Origin of the sequence: Vibrio sp. 779(2023), assembly GCF_033344285.1 — a bacterium.
GTDB classification, from domain to species: Bacteria; Pseudomonadota; Gammaproteobacteria; order Enterobacterales; family Vibrionaceae; genus Vibrio; species Vibrio alginolyticus.
Window position 1 is genome coordinate 1 of sequence record NZ_JAWPOM010000001.1, and the last position, 17,891, is coordinate 17,891.

Annotated in this window: 16 protein-coding genes and 1 pseudogene; 8 read left to right on the forward strand and 9 right to left on the reverse strand. The window is 44.9% G+C overall.

Annotated elements, in window-relative coordinates:
• From R8O70_RS00005 to R8O70_RS00020, 4 genes and pseudogenes are all read right to left on the reverse strand, one after another.
• Positions 1-251, reverse strand: a 251-nt coding sequence (locus R8O70_RS00005; RefSeq protein WP_206937396.1) for a transposase, incomplete at its 3' end; no start/stop codon positions are given.
• Positions 252-310: 59 nt separating this feature from the next.
• A pseudogene (locus tag R8O70_RS00010) lies at positions 311-553 on the reverse strand (HlyD family type I secretion periplasmic adaptor subunit); the annotation flags it as partial.
• Positions 554-726: 173 nt separating this feature from the next.
• The gene (locus tag R8O70_RS00015) at positions 727-1,950 is read right to left on the reverse strand and encodes a sigma-54-dependent transcriptional regulator (protein WP_005383565.1); all 1,224 of its coding nucleotides are present in this window, start codon (positions 1,948-1,950) and stop codon (positions 727-729) included.
• On the reverse strand, positions 1,943-3,817 hold the full coding sequence (locus tag R8O70_RS00020) for a sensor histidine kinase (protein ID WP_017634535.1): 1,875 nt from the start codon (positions 3,815-3,817) through the stop codon (positions 1,943-1,945). The genes R8O70_RS00015 and R8O70_RS00020 overlap by 8 nt, the downstream gene beginning before the upstream one ends.
• A gap of 115 nt (positions 3,818-3,932) precedes the next feature.
• On the opposite strand from R8O70_RS00020, the gene pdxH reads away from it, so the two are divergent.
• Entirely contained in the window at positions 3,933-4,568 is a 636-nt protein-coding gene (gene pdxH, locus R8O70_RS00025) for a pyridoxamine 5'-phosphate oxidase (protein ID WP_005374570.1), read from the forward strand.
• A gap of 73 nt (positions 4,569-4,641) precedes the next feature.
• Here the strand turns inward: pdxH and R8O70_RS00030 are convergent, their stop codons facing one another.
• A complete protein-coding gene (locus tag R8O70_RS00030) occupies positions 4,642-5,361 on the reverse strand; it encodes a PAS domain-containing protein (RefSeq protein WP_017820063.1) in 720 nt (239 codons plus the stop codon).
• Between the two features lie 972 nt (positions 5,362-6,333).
• Here R8O70_RS00030 and R8O70_RS00035 point away from each other — a divergent pair.
• The 4 genes from R8O70_RS00035 (at position 6,334) to putP (ending at position 13,033) form a co-directional block, all read left to right on the forward strand.
• Positions 6,334-7,146: an AraC family transcriptional regulator gene (locus tag R8O70_RS00035; protein ID WP_025768702.1), complete on the forward strand. Its 813-nt coding sequence runs from the start codon at positions 6,334-6,336 to the stop codon at positions 7,144-7,146.
• A gap of 406 nt (positions 7,147-7,552) precedes the next feature.
• Complete coding sequence (putA, locus tag R8O70_RS00040; protein ID WP_318183986.1) at positions 7,553-10,684, forward strand: bifunctional proline dehydrogenase/L-glutamate gamma-semialdehyde dehydrogenase PutA; 3,132 nt, start codon at positions 7,553-7,555, stop codon at positions 10,682-10,684.
• Positions 10,685-10,695: 11 nt separating this feature from the next.
• Positions 10,696-11,403 carry a 1-pyrroline-5-carboxylate dehydrogenase gene (locus tag R8O70_RS00045; RefSeq protein WP_006740880.1) on the forward strand — a complete coding sequence of 236 codons (708 nt, stop codon included), beginning with the start codon at positions 10,696-10,698 and terminating at the stop codon, positions 11,401-11,403.
• Between the two features lie 136 nt (positions 11,404-11,539).
• Complete coding sequence (gene putP / locus R8O70_RS00050) at positions 11,540-13,033, forward strand: sodium/proline symporter PutP (protein ID WP_005374582.1); 1,494 nt, start codon at positions 11,540-11,542, stop codon at positions 13,031-13,033.
• Between the two features lie 119 nt (positions 13,034-13,152).
• Here the strand turns inward: putP and R8O70_RS00055 are convergent, their stop codons facing one another.
• Entirely contained in the window at positions 13,153-13,686 is a 534-nt protein-coding gene (locus tag R8O70_RS00055) for a GNAT family N-acetyltransferase (RefSeq protein ID WP_017820066.1), read from the reverse strand.
• 148 nt (positions 13,687-13,834) lie between these two features.
• On the opposite strand from R8O70_RS00055, the gene R8O70_RS00060 reads away from it, so the two are divergent.
• Complete coding sequence (locus R8O70_RS00060; protein ID WP_005374587.1) at positions 13,835-14,074, forward strand: RNA recognition motif domain-containing protein; 240 nt, start codon at positions 13,835-13,837, stop codon at positions 14,072-14,074.
• A gap of 91 nt (positions 14,075-14,165) precedes the next feature.
• Here R8O70_RS00060 and R8O70_RS00065 read toward each other — a convergent pair whose 3' ends face one another.
• Together R8O70_RS00065 and R8O70_RS00070 are read right to left on the reverse strand one after the other, a co-directional pair.
• Positions 14,166-14,600: a hypothetical protein gene (locus R8O70_RS00065; protein ID WP_017820067.1), complete on the reverse strand. Its 435-nt coding sequence runs from the start codon at positions 14,598-14,600 to the stop codon at positions 14,166-14,168.
• Between the two features lie 18 nt (positions 14,601-14,618).
• Positions 14,619-15,152, reverse strand: a complete 534-nt coding sequence (locus R8O70_RS00070; protein ID WP_085569453.1) for a GNAT family N-acetyltransferase — start codon at positions 15,150-15,152, stop codon at positions 14,619-14,621.
• A gap of 359 nt (positions 15,153-15,511) precedes the next feature.
• Between R8O70_RS00070 and R8O70_RS00075 the strand changes: the two genes are divergently transcribed.
• Positions 15,512-15,760: a hypothetical protein gene (locus R8O70_RS00075; protein WP_005374593.1), complete on the forward strand. Its 249-nt coding sequence runs from the start codon at positions 15,512-15,514 to the stop codon at positions 15,758-15,760.
• 292 nt (positions 15,761-16,052) lie between these two features.
• Entirely contained in the window at positions 16,053-16,529 is a 477-nt protein-coding gene (locus R8O70_RS00080; protein ID WP_005374595.1) for an Lrp/AsnC family transcriptional regulator, read from the forward strand.
• 102 nt (positions 16,530-16,631) lie between these two features.
• On the opposite strand, the gene R8O70_RS00085 is transcribed toward R8O70_RS00080, so the two are convergent.
• A complete protein-coding gene (locus R8O70_RS00085) occupies positions 16,632-17,339 on the reverse strand; it encodes a DUF445 domain-containing protein (RefSeq protein ID WP_005383549.1) in 708 nt (235 codons plus the stop codon).
• Positions 17,340-17,891 lie beyond the last annotated feature (552 nt).

Consider the following 17,891-nt stretch of genomic DNA (forward strand, 5'->3'; position numbering starts at 1 on the left):
CGTTCAAATACGCCAGCATCCCGCCACTCCTGAAATCGGCGATGAGCAGAGCTTGACGAGCATATACCGGTGGCATTTAGCGCATTCCACTGGCAACCCGTCCTGAGTACGAAGAAAATGGCGTTCATTGCAGCGCGATTATCAACCCGCTTGCGGTGCGTACCCAGCGGGTGTTGAGTTCTATGTTCCGGGATGAGAGGAGCCATTTTCTCCCAGAGTTCATCACTGATTTGCCACTTATTACCTGCCATACGTTGCCCTCATAAATTATCATTATGTATTATCTGACAATTCCTTTTGGGATAGGTTCTAAGCCACCTTCTAAGTTTTGGACTACTTGTATCTGTGAGGAGGGAATCACTTTGCCTTGACCAACCGTGACTTTGTCGATTTCAGCCCAAGATGCCCAACCTATTGCTGCAATGAAAAATAGCACCATAACCCAGAGCATAAAACGCGCGCTGTTGGGGGTATTGAGGAGCAATGCTGCAGTTTTGTCATCAACAAAATCCAACTCTTCATCGTTGAGTTTGTTGTAGTTATCTCGGCTCATCACAGTCCCTGCTTATATAATTACGGATTATCTTTTTGATCTTATTATTATTAACCGATCATGTCAGCATGCTCGGCTAATAAAATATGAGAAGAGGGTTATTCTCTCTTCAAATGAGCTTTCTTACACTTTCTAAATCAAACAAAAGCATAATTAGCGCCGGAGTATAGCTATTACGCCTTGAACTTGGCTTTATCCAACTGATGTTTTTTTAGTTTGTCGTACAAGGTTTTGCGTGATACCTGTAATTCTAGTTGAACCTCTTTGAGTCTGCCGCGATGTCTTTGCAATGCATCGAATAACAAGCAATATTCAAAGTATTCTGTGCGCTGAGTCATACTCTGAATTTCAAGACTTTTCTCACTATTCCAATCTTCCATTCTAAAAGTATCTGGCTTGAGGGCACGAAGTTCAGCAAATTGGCGTAGCTGCTTAACGTTTTCTGGCCATTCGAGACTGGTGAGGTGTTTGACTTCTTCTAGGCTGATATGTGGTGGCTGTAACTGATATCGGCTCGCGGTGTGGCGCACAAAGTGCTTGTATAAAGGCCCTATATCTTCCTTTCTTTCATCGAGCGTTGGTAAGTGAATTAGAGTCGCCAGGGATTTTAGAGGCGGCTCGGCTTGGGTGGTCGCGCCAAAAACACGTTCAAGTTTTGGGTGCTTGAACAAGTATTCCCATTGCTCAAATGATACATGCTCTGCGCTATGTAAGTACAAACTGCAGTGGCGTTTTCCTTCACTTAAGCGGTGTATGGCTTTGTCGAGCGCTTCTAATGAAAGCTCATAGAGGTCTTCACCAGAAGCGGCGATTAGCTCACTATCCGGTGTTGCATGTATGTCGTGGGCAAATTGTGCGGCGAGACGGCGACCTGTACCATCTTGACCTACAAAAATGAGCGGCTGGCTTGTAGGCGCACTGATCAAGGCGCGACGAATGCTCACCATGGCCTTACTGTGACCAATCATTTTCGGACCAACATGAGTTTGCATGTCGAGCTCTTTCTTAAGCCAGATGTTTTCTTGCAACAAGTTCAGTTTATCGCTGGCATTGTTGAGCGATTTCATGAGCTGTTCCGTTGAAAACGGTTTTTCTAGAAAGTCGTACGCGCCGCTTTTCATCGCATCTACCGCGGTTTTCACATCTCCATGTCCAGTAAGTACGATGAATTGAAAGTGATCGTTTTTGCTTCGCAAAGTTCGCATAAACTCCAAGCCATCCATCACGGGCATATGGATATCGGTAATGATAATCGCAGGCGTATTTGAGTCGATTACGCGTAAGGCTTCTACTGCGTTTGGTAAGCAGGTGACGTCTATCCCTTCAATCAGCAGGGCTTGAGACACGGCATCACGAATGTGTGGTTCGTCATCAACAAAGAAAACTGGGTTATTCATGGTCGTTTTCCACTTCTGGGGTACGTTTATTCTGATTGACTATTGGTAGCGTCACGATAAAGGTCATCCCTCCTGCTTGTTGTTCTGTGTTCTGATGTTTATAGGCACAGAGGGAGCCGTGATAGCTCTCTATAATCCGCTTGGAGATGGTCAAACCTAATCCAAGACCCTCCGGCTTAGTCGTAAAAAATGGGTCGAACACTTTTGCTAGGGCTTCGTCTGACATCCCTGGTCCGTTATCGGAAACAAGAATGTCGCAACTGTCATCATGACACTGAACAGCAATGGATATTTGCGGATCGATACAGTGGTTTTCCATCGCTTGTGCGGCGTTGTGGAAGAGGTTTATCAGCACTTGTTCTAATTCAACGCTGTGAATGGCCAGCTTCACATCATAGTCGATGGCCGGAACTTTTAGTGTTACTCCTTGCTTAATAAGCTTGTTGCTCAAAATGCTGGTGGCAGTATGTACCGCGTCGTGCAGTACTGAGATTTCATTGTGTGAATCGTGCGTGGCTTTCCGAGTAAAGACTTTTAAGCGGGCAATGACTTCCGAAATGGTGTCATTGAGTGTCAGCATTTTGCCCAAATTGTCGGCGACCATTGGGTATTTTTCCATTGCCAACAAACGCTGCGAGTTTTCGGTATAGGTTCTTAGTGCGGAAAGTGGCTGATTTATCTCATGGTTAATACTGGCTGATAGCTCGCCCAACAGTGCCAATTTCGCGGCTTGTGTCAGTTCTTGTTGTGTTTGTTTAAGCTCTTGTTGGCTTTGCTCATATTGGCGGATGGTCTGTTGTAGTTTTTGGTTGGCTTCACTCAGAACTAGTGTCCGTTGCACTACTTTTTCTTCTAGGCTCACATTGAGATGGGCAAGGCGTGCTTTGTTAACTAGGGTTTGGAACCACGCTAACGCAATTAGAGCAATGAGCGCATATAAGATCAGGAAGACGATATCGGCCTGTAAAACGGCGGCAAGAACGCTGTTGTGGTTAATTAAGGCAACGACGCGAAACCCTTTATCCAATAAGTGTGTTGCGTATGCGAGGTAATTCGGTGATAGAAGCAATTGATTGTCATCAAACTCTGTGACACCACTGTGTGCCGTTAACTCACCAAAATATTCGGGTAAGGTATCGCCATATTGACGCGTTTCGGTAAGTTCATTTATTGCACTCGATGACAGTGGGAAAAGTGCACGATAGCGCCAGTCTGGTAAATTGCTCATAAACACGACATTGTGTTTATCTGTAATGAGTACGTCAGTCGTGGTTTGCGAAAGGCGCTGTTCTAATTGCTCCAAATTCACTTTTACTGTGATCACGCCAACGACTTCCTCATTTACCCACAGCGGAGATGAGAAGAAGTACCCACGTTTATTCGAGCGTACGCCTAATCCAACGTATTGAGCGGGCTCACCGCGTCGCGCATTTTTAAAATAGGGGCGATAGCTAAAGCTAGAGCCAACAAACGTATCTTCTTGCTGAAAGTTACTTGAGGCTATGACTAACCCGGTACGGTCATGAACGTAAATCGTATCGGCCAAACTTTGCTTCAACCAATCTGATAACAGTAGGTTGAGCTCTTGAGAGGGCGTTCCGCGCTCGACTGCTTTGAGTAGTCTTGGGTCGTGACTTAATAGGTTTGGTATCTGTTCAAACTTTGCCAGTTCGTAGTCCACTTCTTGTGATACTTGCGCGGCTTGTCTCTCTAGCTTTTGTTGCCATTGATCATGTTGGTATTGAGTTGCGTAATGATGAGTAAGCGCAAGCCCTGAAATGCCAACGGCACACAGTAGCAGTAAAAAATGACGTAGGGCTTTGGGGTTGAGTAAGTTCACGATCGGCTCACTGGTTTTTTGTGTCATGGTATCAAATGACGCACTGTGATGCTGTGAGCGGCAACGATAACAAGCACAATGATGTCCTTGTATTTCCTCAGTATCGGGAGCACAATCGACAAAAACGAGTGAAGGAGTAAAGATGGAACTTGCTGATATTCGTCGTGAGTACACCAAAGGTGGGCTGCGTCGTAAAGATTTGAAAGCTGATCCTATTGATCAATTTAATCTGTGGCTAGAGCAAGCAGTTGAAGCGGGTTTAACGGACCCGACTGCGATGACAGTTGCAACGGTTGATGAAAATGGCATGCCGTTTCAACGCATTGTTCTATTGAAAAACGTCGACAAAGATGGTTTTGTGTTTTACACCAACCTAGGCAGTCGCAAGGCCCAGCAGCTAGAGCATAACAGCAATATTAGTTTGCACTTCCCTTGGCATCCGTTAGAGCGCCAAGTTCATATTACTGGTGTGGCTGAAAAGCTTACCGCCGTAGAGAATATGAAATACTTTACTTCTCGTCCTAAAGAGAGCCAGTTGGCCGCAATCGCGAGCAAACAAAGTAGCCGTATTTCTGCCAGAGGTGTGTTGGAAGGTAAGTTTTTAGAGCTAAAACAGAAGTTTGCTAAGGGTGAAATACCAGTACCAACCTTTTGGGGTGGCTTTCGCGTAAAACCAAAGAGCATCGAATTTTGGCAAGGTGGCGAACATCGCCTTCACGATCGTTTTCTTTTCTCCCAGCATGATGGAAGTTGGGACATTGATCGTTTAGCGCCATAGGCTTATGGTCCCTCATGAATAAACAAACACCGCCGAATTGGGGCGGTGTTTTTGTAGGTAGAAGCGATGCGAATTATCGCTCTCCATTCAACACAACCGATAATTGATGCTTAAGCAGCGTTTTGGGTACAACAGAGCCGTAGCCTGCTTCCATTGCTTTATCTATTAGTTCGTTCTTGCTGTTCGCTGCAAACTTATTACGTAAGCGTGCGACGTGACCTTCAACGGTTTTTGTTGATATGCCCATGACCTGAGAGATAAATTGAGGCTTTTTGCCATAGAGCAAGAGGAAAAGCGTTTCTTGCTCGCGGCATGTGAGCTTCTCTGGTTTTGGTTGTAAGTCAGAAAAACGAAAGATGGATTGTTGATTTGGGTTGGTACTGATTGCACGACAAACCCAATACCCGACTTCAATCACGGCGGTGTCGGTGAGTTCCCTTCCGTAGAAAATGGTGCCTACGATGTCGCCTTTGTCATCTCGCCACGGTGTTTTAGTAAATATATGTGCTCGCCAGCGGCCATCTGGATAAGGGTGGATATCCAGAATTTTTAGTGACTCGCCAGTTTCGAGAACGTGTTTATCTTGGCGTTGAAATTCTTGCGCGCATTCAGTGGTTGGGCTGGCCATATCAAAATCAGTTTTACCCAAGCACTCCTCAGGCGACGTGTGCCCTAACAGTTCTGCGTATTCCTGGTTTACGTATAGGAATACCGAATCTTTATCTTTGCATCCCCAACAACCTGGTAGCTGTTTAAGGAGGGATTGTTCTATGGTATCGACTGAAATATTCACAAAAGGACTCACTACATACTGCTTTTACCAATACAGAGACGTCCGTGTTACATGGCTCGTATTGATGTTGCCAAGTAGGCAGTTACGTTGCTAGAACACGTTCGTTGATTGGCGCTCAATCCAATTAAATTCGTGGTGTTCGATGTTTTCGTCAGGTAGTCATAGACAACGACGAAATGGAACGAAGAGTTTAATTGGGAAAATGGTCTGTTTCATTACAGATATGTGCGCTCACGGATGTCCGCCAATGTTCGGCTTACAACTCGTATCGTCCTTGATCATGCTTCCTACAACTCAGTTGTAATGTGGTTGACGTTCATATCACTTGTGAGCGAAAGAGCAGCACCTAAGCATATGAGAGGGACAGTGAGACAAACGCTATGATATCAGCTTATGCCATTGTTTTCATTGTTGAGAAGCGAAAAAAAAAGCCAGCCTGAAGACGGGCTGGCAACACAAGATATAATCTTGTCGACGTGTAGAAGAGGTTCTAAATTACCTAGCGAGGGTCTGCTAAGTAAGTTAGAGGTATCAATGAGATACCGAGAGCTTTAGATCGTATGCATCTTAAAGCTCGATAACTAATGTATTGAATCAGAAGCATATTAGTAAGGGGGGAAATCCCTCTATGTTGAGTTTAAGAGTGGGTTTCGATCCGTTTCAGGGACGAGTTATCTAATATGGAGCACGGTGTTTTACAAAATAACAGATTGTTCGGTAATAAGGATCTTTACATTGATTGATTATGTATACGTAAGGTGTTGCCTATCTATCCGTTTTTGTTAATAAAATTGGTTGCTCACTGACCGTAAATTAACCTCGCATGATCATCGTTCCGGAACTATGATCATGTAAATGAAATTGATCATGCTGATTTGATCTTGTCGATTGAGTTGGGTAAAAGTTGCAACCCAACAAAGAAGGTATATGATGCGAAGACGTAAGCTGACCGTGTAAAGACGACTGTTTAAAATGAGTGATTCAGATAACCAAAAAATCCTTTCATATCAAGAGATTATGCTGCCAAAGCCGGCGGAGCTGATCACACTTCCGTCTTATATGGATTGCCACGATCATTCTTATACGCAGATCGTGATTGGTTTAAAAGGGCAAGCCGAATTTGAAGTGCGCGGGCGAGGTAATCTTGTCGGCCCTGGTCAAGGTTGTGTGGTTACCGCATGCTCTGATCATGCTTTCGGTGGCGTCATCAATCAATCGGATATTTTGGTGCTGAATATGCCCAAACCGACAAATGATGATCCCGAAATGCTTCAAAAAATCAATAACCTGGAGAGAGACCATGTCTACTTCCAGTTAGATAGTCAAATTCAGAAGCTGATACAGATGTTGGTTCAGGAAATGCGAAACCATCCGGATGACCTGCTGTTAAGTCGTGCGTGTAACGACACTGTGATTGCGTTAATGCAGCGCCATATCTCGGCATTTGAGACCAGTCGAAAAGAGTCGCGCTTTGATTTGGAGGCGATTGATCGTTACATTGAGCAGCACCTGAGTCATAAGATTAGTGTGGCTCAATTGGCCGGGCGAGTGTTTCTTGGGGAAAGTCAGTTCCATTGCTTGTTTAAAGAGCAGATGGGGATTACACCTCATCAATATGTTCTCGGAAAGCGAATCGACATGGCTCGTGAATTAATCGAGCAAGGGCACCTTTCTTTAGGGCAAATTGCCGAGTTTACTGGCTTCTCAAGCCAGAGTACTTTTACTCATACTTTTACTCGCTTACAGGGAATATCACCTTCCCGTTATAAAAAACAAGTTGGATAACAACGCGTTTTTTTAGGTCAAATAATCATCAATCAGAATGAAGCCATGCACTATGCATGGTTTTTTTATGTTTTATTCACGTGACCTATCTCTCGTTTTTTTAAATTCTCTGTTCTTTGCAGTGGTTGATATGCCACTTGATCCTACATTTTCTCTTAGAACGAGCTCTTCACAAAAATCTTATTGATATTCTTGATATTTTGTTGTGAATGCAATGAAAAAATTAAAATTTACAACACAAAATATTACCTATTTGAATGTGACTATGTGGATGTTTTGTTATAAAAGCGAGTTTTTGGCAAAAATGTCGTAGTTTTTGACAAGTATTCTTATCGGCCTCAAAATACACTGCCAGCCATTGATAATCCTCGAAGCGGTTTTCGAGGAGTGAGATTGAGGAACACACATGTTTACAGCTACGAACGTGTTGACACCGGAATTTATCGGGCAGCCGCTTGATAAGTTGTGGTCACTGATCTCGCCATTATATATGGTGGACGAGTCTCAATGGCTAGAGCAACTATTGCCACTAGCGACGCCGACAGAGGATGAAAAATCGGCGATCACTACCCAAACGACCCACCTTATCGAAGCCATTCGTGCCGATAAGAAGTCAATCCAGATGATTGATGCTTTATTGCTGGAATACAGCTTAGATACTCAAGAAGGTATCTTGCTGATGTGTCTTGCAGAAGCATTAATGCGCATCCCAGATGCCGCGACAGCAGATTCTTTGATTAAAGATAAGTTGAGTGTCGCAGACTGGAAATCTCACCTGAAGAACTCTGACTCTGTGTTTGTTAACGCATCAACATGGGGCCTCATGCTAACAGGTAAAGTGGTTGGTCTTGGTGAGCAAGGCACCCAGAGCCCAGGTCAGGCTGTAAACCGTCTGGTAAATAAATTCTCTGAGCCTGTGATTCGTAAAGCCATGTATCAGGCAATGAAGATCATGGGTCACCAGTTTGTTCGTGGTCGTACGATAGAAGAAGCGCAGAAGAACGGTCGCCCAATGCGCGACAAAGGTTTCACCTACTCGTTTGATATGTTGGGTGAGGCGGCGTTAACGACAGCGGACGCGAACAAGTACTTCAAAGATTACCTAATGGCGATCGAAGCGGTGGGTCGCGAGACTTACGGTAACGACACCAGCCCTGCGCCTTCGATTTCCATCAAGCTTTCTGCATTACACCCGCGCTACGAAGTCGCAAATGAAGAACGTGTAATGACAGAGTTGTATGACTCACTAATGCAACTACTAAAACGTGCTATTGAAGTCGACGTTGCAATCACAATCGATGCAGAAGAAGCGGATCGCCTTGAGCTTTCCCTGAAGCTATTTGAGAAAGTATACCGTAGCGATCTTGTGAAGGGTTGGGGCAAGTTTGGTTTGGTTATTCAAGCCTACTCAAAACGTGCGCTAACAGTCTTGGTGTGGCTAAATGCACTCGCAAAAGAGCAAGGTGACGTTATTCCTCTGCGTTTGGTTAAAGGCGCGTACTGGGACAGCGAAATCAAGTGGTCTCAACAAGCGGGTTATGCAAATTACCCAGTATACACTCGCAAAGAAGCGACGGACGTTGCATACCTAGCTTGTGCTCGTTTCCTACTTAGCGAAGGTGTTCGCGGTAATATCTACCCACAATTTGCAAGCCACAATGCTCACACAGTTACGGCAATTGCTGTCATGGCGGAGCACAAAGAATACGAGTTCCAGCGCCTACATGGTATGGGTGATTCACTGTATAACCATGTTATGAAAATGTACGGTCAGCCAGTACGTATTTATGCTCCTGTCGGTAGCCATGCTGATCTTCTTCCGTACTTGGTTCGTCGTCTGCTTGAAAATGGTGCGAACAGCTCGTTTGTACACCGTCTAGTTGATGCGCGTTGTCCGATTTATGAGTTGACCCACCACCCTGTGGATGTGTTGACGGGTTTTGACACGCTACACAACGACAAAATTCCATTGCCTGCCGATATTTTCCCTGAGCGTAAGAACTCATATGGCGTCAACATTGACATCGACAGTGAAGCGAAGCCATTTGAAGCTCAGGTCGAAAGCTTCATGGACAACCAGTGGGTTGCAGGCCCGGTGATCAATGGTGAGCGCTTTGCCGAAAGCATGATCAAGGAAAATGCGGTTGAGATCATCACCGCACCATACGATCGCCGAATTGAAGTCGGCAAAGTGGCATTTGCAACTCTTGATCACGTTTCCGCTGCAATTGATGCGGCGCAAAGTGCTTTCTCTGATTGGAAAGCCGTTCCTGTTGAGCAAAAAGCGGCTTGTTTAGAAAAGCTTGCTGACTTAATGGAAGAAAATCTGGCTGAGCTGGTGGCGATTTGTCACAAAGAAGCGGGCAAGACGATTCACGATAGTATTGATGAAGTTCGTGAAGCGGTGGATTTCTGTCGTTATTACGCGAAACAAGCGCAAAACCTACAGCCATTTGAGCTAGAAGGTTTTGACGGTGTGAAACGCATTTCTAGCCGTGAAGGTCTTGGTGTGTTTGTGTGTATCAGCCCTTGGAACTTCCCGTTGGCTATCTTCCTTGGTCAGGTAACGGCAGCACTGATTGCAGGTAACACTGTGGTTGCAAAACCTGCTGAGCAAACAAGCTTAATTGCCGCTCGCGCTATTGAACTAATGCTTGATGCTGGCTTCCCTGCTGGTGTGATTCAGTTACTTACTGGTCGCGGCGCTGAGATCGGTCATGCACTGACTTCTCATGATGCCATTGCTGGTGTGGCATTCACTGGTTCAACGGCAACGGCGCAACGCATTAACGTCACGCTTGCGGAGCGCAGCGCGAAACCGGTTCCGTTTATTGCGGAAACAGGTGGTCAAAACGCAATGATCGTGGACAGTACTGCATTGCCAGAGCAGGTGGTGCGTGATGTGATTCGTTCGGCGTTTGCATCTGCAGGTCAGCGTTGTTCTGCCCTTCGTGTTCTATTTGTACAAGAAGATGTAGCAGACCGTATGATCAACCTGATTCAAGGTGCGATGAATGAGCTGCATGTTGGTTTACCTTACCTACACAAAACGGATGTTGGTCCGGTTATCGACAGCAATGCAAAACAAAAACTCCTCGCTCACCTTGAGCAAATGAGCAAAACACAGACTAAAGTCGCTCAGCTCCAGCTGGATGAATCGTGCCAGCATGGTGACTTTGTCTCACCAAGTGCGTTTGAAATCTCGGGCATCGATGTGCTGAAAGAAGAACAATTTGGTCCAATCTTGCACATTGTTCGCTTTAAAGCGTCTGAATTACCGAACGTGGTTGCGCAGATCAACAAAACGGGTTTTGGCTTGACGATGGGTATCCATAGCCGTAACGAAACCACGTATCGTTGGATTGAGAAACATGCTCGAGTAGGTAACTGCTACATCAACCGAGACCAAGTTGGCGCTGTGGTTGGTGTACAGCCGTTTGGTGGTCAAGGCTTGTCGGGTACTGGCCCGAAAGCTGGTGGTCCACACTACCTATTCCGCTTTACTCAACATCTTCTTGCTCAAGCAGAAAACGCATAAGGAGTCGCATTATGGTTCATCAGATCACCTATTTTAAAGATGCATTCTCTGCGTGGGAGCAGTGGAATCTGACTGATTTTGATTACAAATGCGAGCATGTTCTGGCATTTAAATCTGCACTAGAAGGGCAGCAGTCTACCGTTGCCAAAGTGGTTTCTTACCACTTGCAACAAGCATCAACTCTTCTTGCAGAAACTCACCAGTTAGTTGGCCCTACAGGGGAAACTAACGAACTGTATGCCGCAGGACGCGGTGTGGCTTTGGTGATTTGTGAAAACAACATCGAGCCTGCTGATAATGCGTTATACAGTGCTTTTGCGATGATCACCTGTGCCTTAATTGCAGGCAACAGTGTGGTCGTTTGCAGTGACAATGCAGAGCTAAACCAACTGGTTAAGCAAGCTGTAGCGTTGGCAAACTTCCCATCTAACTTAGTCCAGGTTGTTGCGTACGATGCGTCTGCCCCGTTGCTTGAGAGCGATGTACGTAGTGTGGGTTATGTTGGGCGTTCACAGGTTGAGCATGCGCTCAATCTTCAACTAGCTAAGCGTGACGGTGCAATCGTCGGCTTAGTTTCTGAAACGGATTTAGAGTCACCGAAATTGGCTCATGATCCTCATCTCTCGTTGCGCTTCATTACTGAGCGCACTCGAACGATAAATATTACCGCGGTGGGTGGTAACGCAACTCTACTCGAGTTGGGGAACGAAACTCACTAACCTGACTTGTAATGCCAATCTGGAGTAACTGGACTGAGAGCCGGTCCAGATTGGTTTTTTATACTCTGATGTATTGCTGAGACGGTAAAATATCAGGGCAGGCAAGGAAGGAAATAATTATAACGAGGACTATCTAATGATAGAAAATAGCTTTGCTATCACGTCCACTTTTGTGGCGTATTTACTGATTATGGTTGCTATTGGCGTTTACGCGTATAAGAGGACTTCCAATTCATCTGACTACTTCCTAGGTGGCCGTAGCCTAGGTCCGTGGCCTGCTGCATTATCTGCAGGTGCTTCAGACATGAGTGGTTGGTTGCTGCTAGGCTTGCCTGGCTATGCGTACGCTGCGGGTATCGAGGCCTTCTGGTTAGCCGGCGGTCTACTTCTTGGAACATGGGCAAACTGGCTCATCAGTGCAAAACGCCTCCGTACCTACAGTATCCAAACTGACGCGCTAACGTTGCCAGAGTTCCTGTCACGTCGCTTCAACGATAAGTCGAAACTGATTCAGACAATCTCTGCGTTTTTCATTCTTCTATTTTTCCTTTTCTACACCAGCTCAGGTTTGGTCGCAGGGGGCAAACTGTTTGAGACGGTATTCGGTCTAGATTATACCTACGCTGTTATCATCGGTACGGTGTGTGTCGTTTCTTACACACTATTCGGTGGTTTCCTAGCGGTATCTTGGACTGACTTAGTGCAAGGTCTGCTAATGGCGGCTGCGCTAATGATTGTTCCTATAGCGGTAATGGACGGTGGTTTAGGTCAGCTAAGTTCTGATCTACATGACATCAACCCAGAACTTGCAACGCTATGGAATGACGCGAAAGGCGAACCATTGTCTGCGATTGCCATTATCTCTCTAGCGGCGTGGGGCCTTGGTTACTTTGGTCAGCCACACATCCTAGCGCGTTTTAAAGCGTCTCGTTCAAACAAAGATCTAACGACTGCACGTCGTATCGCAGTGATTTGGACGGCACTATCTATGGTTGGTGCAATGCTTGTTGGTCTTGTTGGTCTGGTTTGGGTTACGGGTCATCCGGGTACTCAACTAGAGGACGGTGAGAAGATCTTCATGCTATTGGTTAACGCAGTATTCCACCCTGTCGTTGCGGGTATGTTGTTAGCAGCAATCCTAGCGGCGGTAATGAGTACCGCTGACTCACAGCTCCTTGTTTCATCTTCAGCGCTTGCAGAAGATTTCTACAAGCAAGTATTCAAGCCAGAAGCGTCTTCTGAAGAAATCGTAATGATTGGTCGTATCGGTGTTATCGTTATTTCGCTTGTTGCGCTATTCCTAGCGATGACGCCTGATAGCTCAGTACTCGGTCTTGTATCTTACGCTTGGGCTGGTTTTGGTGCGGCATTTGGTCCTGCGGTTGTACTTAGCCTTTACTGGAGCGGTATGAACCGTAACGGCGCGTTAGCAGGTATTCTTGTTGGTGGTATCACTATCGTAGTTTGGAAGCAGCTAACTGGCGGTTGGTTTGATGTGTACGAAATCGTACCGGGCATCATCTTCTCTACGCTTGCTATCATTGTGGTAAGTAAAGCAACGGGTGGTGCTGCGCAAGACGTGTTAGACCAACACCAGTCGTTCGAGAAAAAACTGGTTGAACTAGACTAGTCCCGTATATGAACACAAAGCCCGCTATTTTAGCGGGCTTTGTTTTATCTGAAACTTAATTAACGTTAATGGTGGTAGCTTGAGATCAGAGCTTAGCATTGCTCGGTTAGATTGGAGTGTTAGTCGCGACGAATTTTGGCGTAAATAACGGTGTTACTCAGCTCTCCCGATGTGGTAAGACGTTCGTTTCTGAGCTCTCCTTCGAACTCATAACCACAGCGCTCGGCTACAGCCCGGCTCTTTTGGTTGGTGCTATCAGCATGAATTGCGATTCTCTTGGCGCCCAAGTCATCAAACGCATAGCGCTCAACTTCGAGCACAGCCTCGGCAACATAACCATTGCCAACGGCAGCATTATCTAACCAATAACCTATCTCAAAGGACGGTACGTCGGGATCTCGAATCATCAAGCCGACCGCACCCAGTAAGCGATCGCTTTCCTTTTCAATGATGTAGTAACGCAGCTCTTCTTCGAAGTTTTCAAAGTTTGCGATGGCTTTCTCTGTCCCTTCTATCATCGCTTCTAATGTCAGCACATGAGGTACCCACGGCAGATAGACTTCGAGAGTTTTTTGGCTGCGAACGACAGCTTGATGCGCCTCTTCGGCTCGTTCTAAACAAGCAGGGATGAGTTTGAGACGTTTCGTTTCCATGCCGACTCTCCTATGGGTGAAAAATGAACGGAAAATCATTTAAACAGATGTACTTAGAATGATCTAGTCAACGCCGTCATATTATTCACTTGGTTTGCCAGAGAGAAACTGAGAGAATCGAACCGTTATCAAACCAACTAGGTTCATTATGAAACTTTTAGTAAGAAACTTGGCTCGTCACATGACCGAGCAAGATATCCGCAAATTATTCTCAGCGTACGGCAAAGTAGAACTGTGTTCGCTAGTGCTTGATCAAGACACGGGTTTGTCGAAAGGCTTCGGTTTTGTCATCATGCCGGACGAAGCAGAAGCCATTTCTGCTCTTGAAGCACTGAATTTGACGAACGTAGAAAAAAGCAAAATTCGCGTGAAAGTCGCACAAGACTAATACAGAGAAAAGCCAGCGTTATTGCTGGCTTTTTTGTCTTTCTATTTAGAGACCAAATTGGCAACATTCTAGAATGTCTTCTCTTTTCGTTTTAGCGAGATTGATCATCAATTCTCTCTTCAAGTTGTTTCATTAAATCCTTTAACTGTAGAGAATCGAAATTGTCTGAATTCGGCACTTGGTAAGCGTCGTTGACTGTGTAGAGCATCAAACTTTTGCTAGAGAAGAACTCTTTCTGTATTTGGACTTTGACAATGTCATCAAGAGGTAGACGGAAGTAAACCGTTGAGCCCTGGCGGTACTTCAAGGTGTTGGTGCTTGCATCGATATCTAGCGTTTTAGGATTGAACGCGCGGCGCGTGAAGTACGTTGAGAGCAGTTTCAATCCTATTATTGTGAGTGCTACGAGTCCAAACTCGACGATCTTGTCTGCTAGGTAGGAAAAATAGAACAGCGACAACAATACAGTTCCTAGCAAGAAAGGGTTGTTCTTGGGCAGATTTTGTGAAGTTTCATGGATGATCATCCGACATATTCCTCGACTTTATTCAGAAGCGACGAACGTGAGTTGGTAGACACAAACCTTTCGTTCTTTGCCTTGCATGCGCAATGTTTTGTCACCGATGTAAGGGATATTTAGTTTTTGGATCACCGATTTAGAACGCTGATTGTCCACCAAATGCATCACGGTTATTCCGTTTAACTCAAAGTGCATTCGAGCAAATTCGAGTAAGGCTTTGGAGGCCTCGAATGCATAGCCTTTCCCCCAATGTGGCACGCCAACCCAATAGCCTAATGTACCGTAGCCCTCTTCGATACGCGGTAAACTCACTGCACCAAGTAACTCCCCGGTGTTTCGCAAGGTAATAGCGTACGCCACGCCTTGATGCTGCTGATACATCGGATCGTGCCTATCTATCCATGCTTGCGCCATCGGTCGCTCATAAGGATGAGGGATGTTTGCTGTCATGTCGGCAATTCGCTTATCTCCAGCGAGTAAAGCCACTTGTTGGCAGTCATCGATATTGAATGGCCGGAGGACGAGTCTTTCGGTAGTGAGAATCGGTTGTATCGTCATGCATTTCTTCCTTGATGAGACGGCTATAGCTGCTAGCAACTGGTTTGCGGGGTAAATCGAGATAACAAGGCGTCTCGAAAGCTCGATCTAGCCAGGCGTGTAGTTGTCATGCGCCTTACTAAATAATAAGCCCGAACAATTGCTTATGTGTAATGTGTCGTATTATTACACACATAAGCACGTTTGCTCATATTGATGGTACAAAAGTTGAGGTCTGACCAATGTCTCAGTTTTTTGATACTTTCGTTCAATTTTTTGAAGATAGGGCACAAAAAATTAAAGGAGCTTTTTAATTGTGGAATTATTTTGAACAAAATATGTCAATTGTCAGTAGGACGAAAAAAGTAGGGAGAAGAGAAATGCCGGATATATATTGCGCAGCTTGTAGAAAATCAACGCAACATAAAGTGATTATGAAGCGTTGCGAGCCTCAGTCTGTTGACTCGTTAACAGGCAAAATGGTGAGTTTTACACAGCTGATGGCGAAATTTGTATCAGGTGAACATTATTACGAGATGGAGCCTCAATACTACTGCCGTTGTTGTAATCATCGTGCAATTGGAGAGGTTGTTCCACATCCTACACGGCATACATCGGCCGCACTCTAATTCTGAGTGATAGCCATGATTAATGGCTAAATAGGGCAGTGTTGCCCGAACGACATATCTATACAGGCGTGTCATGCGCTTTCAAATTTGCGACTCCGCGGGAGCCGCTAGGTTGCTTTTTCTCTTCATATCACGGTTACTAAGTGAGCGGCAATAATCATAGCTCTTTCCCTCCTTCGTTGTTTTCTGGTTATTCTCTGCTGAATTTCACATGCTGTGCATTTGATGGTTTGCAATTGTTTGAGCAACGATTAATGTGATGCTTTCTAAGTGGTTACAAGGAAGTGGGTTAATGAGTTATCAATTGGACCGGATTGATTTACATATTTTGAGAGTGCTTCATTCGAGAGGCAGAATTCCGGTTGTAGAACTAGCAAAGCTGATTAACTTAACGACTTCTCCATGTTCTGACCGTGTAAAGCGACTAGAAAAAGAAGGGTATATCAATGGTTATCATGCGGAGTTGAATGCGGAAAAGTTGGGGCTGGATGTGCAAGTATTCATCCATATTCGTTTAGACCAAACCAGTTTTTCTATTTTTGAAAAGTTTGCGAAAGCGGTGGAATTGATGCCTGAAATTGAAGAGTGCTACTCGCTCTCTGGAGATTTCGATACCATGATAAAAGTTCGTGTTAAGAGCATGAAAGCGTATCAGGAGTTTATGTCGAGCAAGTTAGGCACGCTTCCGGGCGTGATTCAAACTCGTAGTGAAGTGGTCATAGAAGAACATAAAACGGGATTTGGTGTTAATCCCGAGCTCCTTGGTTAGGCGAGGCATGTGTTGATCCTCCTTATTTAGCGTGGCTTGGTATATTACTTTTTCACGATTAAAAAAGGAGCCGAAGCTCCTTTTTAATAAATCGGTGAGCGATTATGCCCCGATAAAGGTGCTGATAACGCCAATTAAACCACCAAAAACACCGCCCCAAACGACTAGCCAGCCAAGGTGCTGTTTAATCATCTTTTGCACCATTTCTTTGACTAATGCCGGTGTTAATTCGCTTAAACGTTGATCGATGATACCTTCAATGTTCTGCTTTATCTCATCCATCATTGCAGGAGATTCGAATTGCTCTTTCAGTGCTTCTTTGATGTTATCGCTCTTGCTCAACTCAATGATGGATTCTTGCATCTTTTCGACGAAAGGTTGGCGCATGGGTTGTAGCGCTTCCGAGCCGCCAAACATCGCTAGCATGCCACCAAACTGAGAACCTTCAATTACTTCCACTAGGGAATCAAATGCTGGATTTAAATCTACTTTCTCAATTACTGGTTGAAGATCGATGTTCACACCGCCCGCCATTTCTTTATTCAAGAATCGGTCAATGTTCGCTTCAGTAAAAAACTGTTCCATCATCAGGTTTTTGATAGCCAGTTTAAACTCTTCAAATCGTGCGGGGATCACGCCAGAACCGTATAATCCAGGCACTTTCTCAAACAGCATATGGATGGCAAGCCAGTTGGTGATGGCGCCTGAGAACGCAAACAGCCCTGCATACCAAAGATAGTCGTTTTGTAATTGATGACCTCCAGCCATCAAAGCGATAGCGAGGACATTCGTTAGCAAACTTTTGTTCATAGTGACCAGTTATATATGAATATCGGAAAGAATAAGTGGGCCTGATTCTATACCTAAGTCACATTAAGATGCTAGGTTTTGCCGTGATGAGTAGTCTTGTAGAGAAGGGACAAAAAATGAATGTTCAGAAAAACAAAACCCGACAATCATTGTCGGGCCACTGCTTTTTCTTAGAAAAACTAAGATTCTATTTTTAATTTTAGATGCGGTAGATCTTACAACAAAGTTGGCATTTCCATCTTTCTGAGTAGCCAAATAGCTTGTCAGCCCAACTTGGTTTGAGTTGTACGATCTGCATTGAACCACATTTACACATAAGCTAATTACCTTATTGTTAATATAATAACTAAGCCATCTATTGAGTATAGCTGTTTCTCAAAAAGTGAAATGACAAATGAAGACGGCTCAATACTCTGTATTGTGTTCATTGCAATGGATACGCAACGAGGCGGTATATTAGCAGAAAAAGTGTGAGCTTTATCATGGAGAGTGTTTCATATATGAGAAACCACAATGGCTATATGAGCGTCTAGCCATGGATTAAAATAAAAA

Excerpts from the sequence above, each read along its gene's own strand:
- putP (WP_005374582.1), top strand. The coding sequence starts at position 11,540 with ATGATAGAAAATAGCTTTGCTATCACGTCCACTTTTGTGGCGTATTTA.
- R8O70_RS00060 (WP_005374587.1), top strand. The coding sequence starts at position 13,835 with ATGAAACTTTTAGTAAGAAACTTGGCTCGTCACATGACCGAGCAAGAT.
- R8O70_RS00055 (WP_017820066.1), bottom strand. The coding sequence starts at position 13,686 with ATGGAAACGAAACGTCTCAAACTCATCCCTGCTTGTTTAGAACGAGCC.
- R8O70_RS00075 (WP_005374593.1), top strand. The coding sequence starts at position 15,512 with ATGCCGGATATATATTGCGCAGCTTGTAGAAAATCAACGCAACATAAA.
- R8O70_RS00085 (WP_005383549.1), bottom strand. The coding sequence starts at position 17,339 with ATGAACAAAAGTTTGCTAACGAATGTCCTCGCTATCGCTTTGATGGCT.
- pdxH (WP_005374570.1), top strand. The coding sequence starts at position 3,933 with ATGGAACTTGCTGATATTCGTCGTGAGTACACCAAAGGTGGGCTGCGT.
- R8O70_RS00015 (WP_005383565.1), bottom strand. The coding sequence starts at position 1,950 with ATGAATAACCCAGTTTTCTTTGTTGATGACGAACCACACATTCGTGAT.
- R8O70_RS00070 (WP_085569453.1), bottom strand. The coding sequence starts at position 15,152 with ATGACGATACAACCGATTCTCACTACCGAAAGACTCGTCCTCCGGCCA.
- R8O70_RS00065 (WP_017820067.1), bottom strand. The coding sequence starts at position 14,600 with ATGATCATCCATGAAACTTCACAAAATCTGCCCAAGAACAACCCTTTC.
- R8O70_RS00020 (WP_017634535.1), bottom strand. The coding sequence starts at position 3,817 with ATGACACAAAAAACCAGTGAGCCGATCGTGAACTTACTCAACCCCAAA.
- putA (WP_318183986.1), top strand. The coding sequence starts at position 7,553 with ATGTTTACAGCTACGAACGTGTTGACACCGGAATTTATCGGGCAGCCG.
- R8O70_RS00080 (WP_005374595.1), top strand. The coding sequence starts at position 16,053 with ATGAGTTATCAATTGGACCGGATTGATTTACATATTTTGAGAGTGCTT.
- R8O70_RS00045 (WP_006740880.1), top strand. The coding sequence starts at position 10,696 with ATGGTTCATCAGATCACCTATTTTAAAGATGCATTCTCTGCGTGGGAG.
- R8O70_RS00035 (WP_025768702.1), top strand. The coding sequence starts at position 6,334 with ATGAGTGATTCAGATAACCAAAAAATCCTTTCATATCAAGAGATTATG.